The organism is Rhodopirellula maiorica SM1 (assembly GCF_000346295.1).
GTDB lineage: Bacteria > Planctomycetota > Planctomycetia > Pirellulales > Pirellulaceae > Novipirellula > Novipirellula maiorica.
This window is the reverse complement of the sequence record NZ_ANOG01000629.1, coordinates 1-7,379: the sequence shown is the minus strand read 5'-3', so window position 1 is coordinate 7,379 and position 7,379 is coordinate 1. Positions and strand designations below refer to the sequence as shown.

At 54.0% G+C, this 7,379-nt stretch carries 6 protein-coding genes; 5 read left to right on the top strand and 1 reads right to left on the bottom strand.

The window, feature by feature from the left end:
• Window positions 1-682, top strand: a 682-nt coding sequence (locus RMSM_RS20275; RefSeq protein WP_040768458.1) for a hypothetical protein, incomplete at its 5' end; no start/stop codon positions are given.
• Window positions 683-831: 149 nt separating this feature from the next.
• On the opposite strand, the gene RMSM_RS20270 is transcribed toward RMSM_RS20275, so the two are convergent.
• A complete protein-coding gene (locus RMSM_RS20270; RefSeq protein WP_008700396.1) occupies window positions 832-1,710 on the bottom strand; it encodes a helix-turn-helix transcriptional regulator in 879 nt (292 codons plus the stop codon).
• Window positions 1,711-1,950: 240 nt separating this feature from the next.
• On the opposite strand from RMSM_RS20270, the gene RMSM_RS20265 reads away from it, so the two are divergent.
• The 4 genes from RMSM_RS20265 to RMSM_RS20250 form a co-directional block, all read left to right on the top strand.
• Window positions 1,951-2,898 (top strand): aldo/keto reductase, encoded by a 948-nt coding sequence (locus RMSM_RS20265; RefSeq protein WP_008700394.1) that lies wholly within the window; start codon window positions 1,951-1,953, stop codon window positions 2,896-2,898.
• Between the two features lie 2 nt (window positions 2,899-2,900).
• Window positions 2,901-3,929 (top strand): zinc-binding alcohol dehydrogenase family protein, encoded by a 1,029-nt coding sequence (locus RMSM_RS20260; protein WP_008700392.1) that lies wholly within the window; start codon window positions 2,901-2,903, stop codon window positions 3,927-3,929.
• Between the two features lie 28 nt (window positions 3,930-3,957).
• On the top strand, window positions 3,958-5,568 hold the full coding sequence (locus RMSM_RS20255) for an alpha-L-fucosidase (protein ID WP_008700390.1): 1,611 nt from the start codon (window positions 3,958-3,960) through the stop codon (window positions 5,566-5,568).
• 248 nt (window positions 5,569-5,816) lie between these two features.
• Window positions 5,817-7,379: sulfatase family protein (locus RMSM_RS20250; RefSeq protein ID WP_040768456.1), on the top strand; the 1,563-nt coding region annotated here is incomplete at its 3' end.

Genomic DNA, 7,379 nt, shown 5'->3' with positions numbered 1-7,379 from the left:
GACTCATATCGACACTGCCGGTGACGTATGCACAGGATGGTTGGTGAACCAATTCCTTGACAATGCATTTCTGCCGTGGGCTGTCGTCGCGTTATTTGGAGATAACTTGCACGATGCGGCGAGGACGGCTGCAACCCCATTGTCATTAACCGAGCCGCAAATAGGACAACTCGAAACGCTAGGTACCCTGTTGAACTACAACGGGTACGGCAGCACGATTGACGACTTGTACTTTGCGCCGGACCAGTTGTACCTGAAAATTCAACCTTACGCCGATCCTTTTGAGTTCATGACATCGGACGATACGTTTGAAGTGCTCCAGCAAGGATTCGATAGCGACATGGATCGGGCATCGTCGATCGATCCCGAGCTGGAAACATCGAATTGTGCGTTGTTTGTGTTTCCGGACGAACCGTTTTCGCGGCGCGTCAGTGGGGTGTACAGCAACCAATTGGCGCGACAGAACCCTGATCGCGCGCACGCGTTGGCAAGCCGTTTGCCGTCCGGCGACTACCTCGTCAGCGTCCGCGCGCCGCTGTCGACTAAATCCGGCGCCGATGAACTGTGTCGACAATTCCCCACCGGTGGCGGACGCAGTGCGGCAGCTGGCATCAACCAATTGCCTGCCGAACAACTGATTGATTTCCGAAACGCGTTGCAAAGGCAATTCGCGAATTCATAGCGACACAGGAACCTCGTCCACTGCCACCAAAGCGGGCGGTCGACCCCGTCATTTCCAAAAAGCTCTAACGCAACGGCCCTATTTGTTACCAGAGAGCTTGTGTTCGTCCAACAAATTTCAAACCAGCGAAGTTCTTTTCGAACGTTTCTTTAGCGGCGTGGGTTTGGGGAAAAGGTTTTCGAGAGCGAGCTTGGTGGGACTCCATAGACGCGTTTAAAGGCGCGTGAGAATTGAAACGCGTCGGCGTACCGAAGGCGTTCTGCGACCGCGTTGACTTTAAGACCACGTTCGAGGATTAATTCCGCTGCGTAGTTCATTCGTAAACGCAGCAGATATCGATAAGCACCGGAGCCCGCAAATCGCTTGAATAGCCGTGATAGGTAGATTGGTGAGAATCCGATCTCGGCGGCAACCTCTTCGACAGTCCGGAATTCAAGAAAACGTTCTTCGATCAGCTGGCGTGCCATTTCAAATGTCTGGAAGGCTTCCGACGATTCCCCGGGCCCCGACGAAACCATTCGCTGCTGAATCTTTTGTAAAACGACACGGATCAACATTTCGCAAATCGAATGAGCGTGGTCCCCTGCGTCTCGCGCCTCACGATCGATCAAGTTCCACAGTTCGACAAATTCGTGCGGTCGTCCGATCGTGATGGGACGCCCCTCTAGCAGTCCTAGTTTTTTCAGTCGCTCGGCCGCCTCGGTCCCCGCGATATCGAGGTAGTACTTTCGCATGTTGTCTGGAGCCAAGTTAAGGATCCGGTGCGGGATGCCGGGGCCGTAGGCGAATAGCGATCCGATCGCCAATTCGTGTTCTCTTCCACCCATGCTCAGCAATCCGCGGCCTTCGCTGACCCATTCGATAGCGTAATACGGAAAATCGGTTCGCTCGACAACATAGTCAGCGTCCATCCGTTCGACTCCTCCGCACACCAGCGACAAGGGCTGTTTCTCAGACGGCTGCAGGTTCAGATAAAAACGCTTCGCATCGTGCGTTTGTCGGGATACAAAGTCGGGATCGGTGGTCATTCGTCTAAGTTAAGAAAAGCTATGGGCGGTTCGGGTTTGGCTATGGAGCCCACAATCGTAGGACCTACGATGATAAGCGAAAAGAAAACAAAAGGCGAGGAAACAAAAGGCGAATCGAGCACTTCTTAGAAACGTGACGTTGAGCTCGGACGACCAGTTCTCGCACCATGTGGCGGCGCAATTACGCGCATTGGCGTCGTGAATTACCTGAAGCCGTCGTTTATCCGATAGGAGAATCTTATGAGTGTTGAAACACTTCCCACACGGCCGCTTGGCAAAACGGGGCTCGAGTTGCCCATTCTCAGCTTCGGTGCGTCATCGCTGGGGGCCGAGTTTCGCAACGTCGAAATGTCCGAGGTATTTGCCAGTGTGCACGCCGCGCTTGAACTTGGCATGAACCTGATCGATACGTCGCCCTACTATGGCCGCGGCATGTCCGAAGTGCTGTTGGGGGTCGCCTTAAAAGATGTTCCTCGAGACCAGTACATGCTTTGCACAAAGCTGGGGCGATTCGACGTCAATCATTTTGATTTCTCGGCAAAGCGAGTGGCCGAGAGCGTCGACGTCAGTTTGCATCGGCTGCGTACCGACCACCTGGACATTGTGCTCTGCCACGACATCGAATTTGTGCCGCTGACTCAAATCATCGAAGAGACACTTCCTGCTCTTAGGAAGGCGCAAGCGGCGGGCAAGGTCCGGTGTGTCGGAATCAGCGGATATCCGATGAAGGTGTTTAAAGAGGTTGCCTCGCAAGCTGATCTCGACTGCATCATGTCGTACAACCAATACACGCTTCAGAACACACGGCTTGTTGACGACGTGCTGCCACAGTTAAAGCCACAGGGTGTCGGGATCATGAATGCAGGGCCGTTTGCGGCACGACTGTTGACCAATGCACCGCTGCCGAGTTGGCACAAGGATTCTGCGGAAGTGCGTCAGGCTGCACGGGCTGCTGCCGAGCTTTGTGAGCGTCGCGGTGTCGACATTGCCAGGCTTGCCCTTCAATTCTCATGCAACCATCCCGACTTGGCGACGACCGTGGCCGGCAGCGCCAACCCGGCGAATATACGTAAGTGGGCCGATTGGATCCGCCAACCAATCGATGAAGAACTGCTCGTAGACGTTCTGGAAATATTGCAGCCCATCCACAACATCAGCCATAGCGAAGGACTTCCGGAGAATAATTAACGATGAAAGCTCTGCAAATCAGCGACGTACGAACATGGAAGCGGATCGATATTCCGGAACCGGGGGAACCCGGTGCGGGCGATGCGTTGGTTCGTGTCCATCGAATGGGCGTCTGTGGTACCGATGTCGGCTGCTATTTAGGCAAGTTCCCGTTCTTTGCGTTTCCGCGAATTCCTGGGCATGAGTTGGGAGTCGAGGTAGTGGCGGTGGGTGAAGGTGTCAGCAACATCGAACCAGGGGACCGTTGTTGCGTTGAGCCTTATTTGAACTGCGGCCAATGCGATTCCTGTCTGCGTGGACACACCAATTGCTGCGAGCATAACCAAACCTTTGGCGTGATGTGTGATGGCGGACTAACCGATCAGGTCATTCTTCCCGCACGAAAATTGCATCGGGCCGGTTCGCTCACCTACGACCAAGCAGCCTTGGTCGAAACGTTGGCCATCGGCTGTCATGCGGTCGATCGCGGCAGACCCGAGCGCGGCGAAAACGTATTGATTCTTGGCGCCGGTCCGATTGGCTTGTCGGCATTGGAATTCGGAAGACTGGCGGATGCCAACGTTATCGTGGCAGACATCAATCCGCAGCGGTTGCAGTTTGTCTCGGATTCAATGGGGGTCGCAAACACCGTGCTGCTCAAAGGAAATGATCAAGACATCGAAGCGATCCAGCGGCTTGGCGGCGGGCGGTTGGCAGATGTGATCGTGGACGCCACCGGAAACAATCACAGCATGGTGCGAGCGTTTGAGTTCGCCGCCTTTGCGGGACGTGTCGTTTACGTGGGGATCACCCAAAATGATCTGCAATTTCCTCACGCCGCCGTCTTCCATCGTCGCGAGTTGACTTTGCTAGCAAGCCGCAACGCGATGCCTGGCGATTTTGAGCGGATCGTTCGTTTGATCGAAGAGGGCAAGATCAACACGGACCCCTGGATAACGCACCATGCGTCATTTAACGACGTCCCCGAAGTTTTTGACAAATGGATCGCGCCGGACTCGGGAGTCATCAAGGCGATGATTAAGATTACGTAATAACATCACGGCTAATACACAAAGGAAAATGCGAATGATCAGACAATCGATTTCGTCCGTCGTCCTCTGCGGCGCACTTGCTGTCGGATCGCTAGGCCCATCCGCTCCGGTATCGGCCGCCGATCCTATGGCTCCGCATCCCAAGGTTGCTGAGGCGATCGAGCAAATCGATGCCCAGATCAATGAAGGTCCGTTTGCAGCGACCTGGGAGTCTCTGGAAAAGGTTGAGATCCCCCAGTGGTATAAGGATGCCAAGTTTGGGATTTTCGTTCACTGGGGCGTCTACAGTGTGCCCGCCTTCGGCAGCGAGTGGTATCCGCGGCAAATGTATATCGATACCAAACGACGTGGCGACAACTTTTATCAGCATCATATCGACACGTACGGTCCTCAGTCCAAATTTGGTTACAAGGACTTCATTCCGAAATTCAAAGCCGAGAAATTTGATCCCGACGCCTGGGCCGATCTATTCCAACAGGCCGGAGCGAAGTACGTCGTGCCGGTGGCCGAACATCACGATGGGTTCCCAATGTATGACTGCGGCTTCACCGAGTGGGACGCAACGGAAATGGGGCCGAAACGCGACATTATTGGCGAGCTAGGATCGGCAATTCGCTCGCGAGGCTTGCGATTAGGGCTCAGCAGTCATCGTGCCTTTAACTGGAAGTACTATGTGCGAAGACCCAACTTTGACAATGCCGATCCAAAGTACGCAGGTTTGTATGGTCGGCCGATGCCGTTCCTGTTCAAGGACGATGCGGCTGACTACCAATCGCGTTTTGAACCGCAAGACGAACAGTTCAAAGAGGATTGGTTGGCGCGAACTTGCGAGATCGTGGACAAATACAATCCCGATCTGATTTGGTTCGATTTTGGCATTACTGCCAACCAAGATACGCACTACAGCGACAATCACTACTCGGCCTATCTGCAGCGATTCGCCGCCTACTATTACAACGTCACCTCCGATCGCGAAGGGCCACTTGGGATCATCAATTACAAATGGCAAGCCTTTCCCGAAGGCGCTGCGGTTCTTGATCTGGAACGTTCCAAGATGGATGCGATCCGTGTTCCGTTTTGGCAGACCGACACCGCGATCAGCAGCAGTTCCTGGGGGTACACCGAGAACCAGAAATACAAATCGGCGGGGCGGCTGGTCGACGACCTTGTCGACATCGTTTCGAAAAATGGTTGTTTGCTGCTGAATGTTGGTCCTCGCGCTGATGGCACGATTCCCGAAAAAGACCGCGAGATTTTGCTCAGCATTGGCGATTGGCTGCGTGTCAACGGCGAAGCGATCTACGGAACGACTTATTGGAAGACCTACGGCGAAGGTCCCACCAAGACGACGACGGGGCACTTAGCCGAACACAAGGATCAGCCATTTACGTCGCAAGACATTCGCTTCACCCGGAAAGGCGAATCGCTCTTTGCGATTCTACTTGATTGGCCAGAATCGGGACGCGTCTCGATCAAGTCGCTTGCCGATCAGGCGGGCAACGAATCGGTTGAGGTACGATCCATCAAACTACTCGGAAGCCAGTCCGCGATTGGGTGGCAACGCGATGCGCAGGGGCTTCACGTGGATCTGCCAGCGTCGAAGCCATGCGAGTTCGCCTACGTTCTGAAAATCAATTGAGATAGGCAAATCAATTAAGATAATTGGGGGCTCGGCCAGAAGAGCATGCTGCGATGACCCCATCGATAGCGAGTACCTACGATAACCGTAAAATGATGATTGGAAAGAATATCGATATGTTAAACGTGCAACCGAGGCTGGTAGCGGGCCGAAGAGGACGCAGAACCTCAGCGACGGCGTATGTAATCGATGGCGTGACGCGATGGAATCTCAGCGGCGTACGTTTTGGGCTGGCAATCCTGCGAGCGATGTTGTTGCTGATGACAACCATGGCAACATCGGCCGTCATAGCCGCCGATCGCCCAAATATTTTGTACATCATGTCCGATGACCACGCGGCGCACGCGGTTTCCGCGTACGGTGGCCGGCTGGCTGATGTCGCTCCAACGCCGAATATCGATCGGCTGGCTAAAGAAGGTGCATTATTTACCAACGCATTCTGCACGAACTCAATCTGTTCGCCGTCGCGAGCGTGTGTGTTGACGGGGCAGTACAACCACGTCAACGGAGCGTTTGATCTGAGTGGGGCCGTCGAACCTGGCAAGCAAATGCTCGCCATTCAGATGCGCGATGCCGGATATCAGACTGCGATGATCGGCAAGTGGCACCTGAAGGTTGAACCAGCGGACTTCGATCATTACTGCGTGTTGCCCGGTCAGGGAGACTACCACGATCCGAAGTTCCTTGTTCGTGGCGAAAAGCCATGGGGCAAGAATAAGATCGAGTTCGATGGACAGCACGTCACCGACGTGATTACCGATCTGACACTGGGCTGGTTGAAGGACGGATGGGACCAAGAAAAGCCATTCTTTCTGATGCACCATTACAAGGCACCGCACGACTATTTCGACAACGCGGAACGCTACGAGTCCTACCTTGCGGACGTTAACATCCCAGAACCCAAGACGCTTTTGAAACGTGATCCTAAGTTTGGTTCGATCGCAACGCGAGGCGCTGACGATGAGCTGCTGCCGCACATTGGCACGTCGATTGGCGGACGCAATCCCCGGCGTTCCTACTTACTCGATCTGCCGACGATGTATCCGGATGAGTTTCCTGAGAACTACGATCCGGCCAACTATAGCGACGAAGAGAATACCCGGTTGGCTTATAACGCTTACCTTAAAAAGTACCTGCGTTGTGTCAAAGGTATCGACGACAACCTCGGCCGGTTGTTCAAACATCTCGAGGACACCGGGCAACTCGATAACACGGTGATTATCTACACCGGCGACCAGGGATTCATGCTGGGTGAACACGATTACCAGGACAAACGCTGGATGTACGAAGAATCGCAGCGGATGCCGTTCTTAGTCCGCTACCCGAAAACGGTCAAAGCAGGGCAGCGATTCGACACCATCATCGAGAATGTTGACTACGGTCCCACGATGCTTGACTTCGCCGGAGCCAAGATCCCCGATGCGGTCCAGGGCCGGTCGTTCAAATCATTGTTGGAAAACGGCACAGAGCCAAACGATTGGAAACAGGAAGCCTACTATCGCTACTGGATGCACATGGCTCATCACGACAATCCGGCTCATGTCGGCATCCGTACAAAGACTCACAAGTTGATCTACTACTACGGCTGCAACTACGACGGAGGCTACCAGACACCGCCGGGTTGGGAGCTATACGACCTCAAAAACGATCCTCACGAAACACGTAATCTGTATGACAATCCCGAGTATGCGAAATTGGTAGGTGAGTTGAAGATGCGACTTGCTGCCACTCGGCAACGCGTCGGCGACGATGGTTCACACTATCCCGATTGTGAAGCGGTCGTGCAAGAATTCTGGGATTACGACGATGTG

Excerpts from the sequence above, each read along its gene's own strand:
- RMSM_RS20260 (WP_008700392.1), top strand. The coding sequence starts at position 2,901 with ATGAAAGCTCTGCAAATCAGCGACGTACGAACATGGAAGCGGATCGAT.
- RMSM_RS20255 (WP_008700390.1), top strand. The coding sequence starts at position 3,958 with ATGCGAATGATCAGACAATCGATTTCGTCCGTCGTCCTCTGCGGCGCA.
- RMSM_RS20270 (WP_008700396.1), bottom strand. The coding sequence starts at position 1,710 with ATGACCACCGATCCCGACTTTGTATCCCGACAAACGCACGATGCGAAG.
- RMSM_RS20265 (WP_008700394.1), top strand. The coding sequence starts at position 1,951 with ATGAGTGTTGAAACACTTCCCACACGGCCGCTTGGCAAAACGGGGCTC.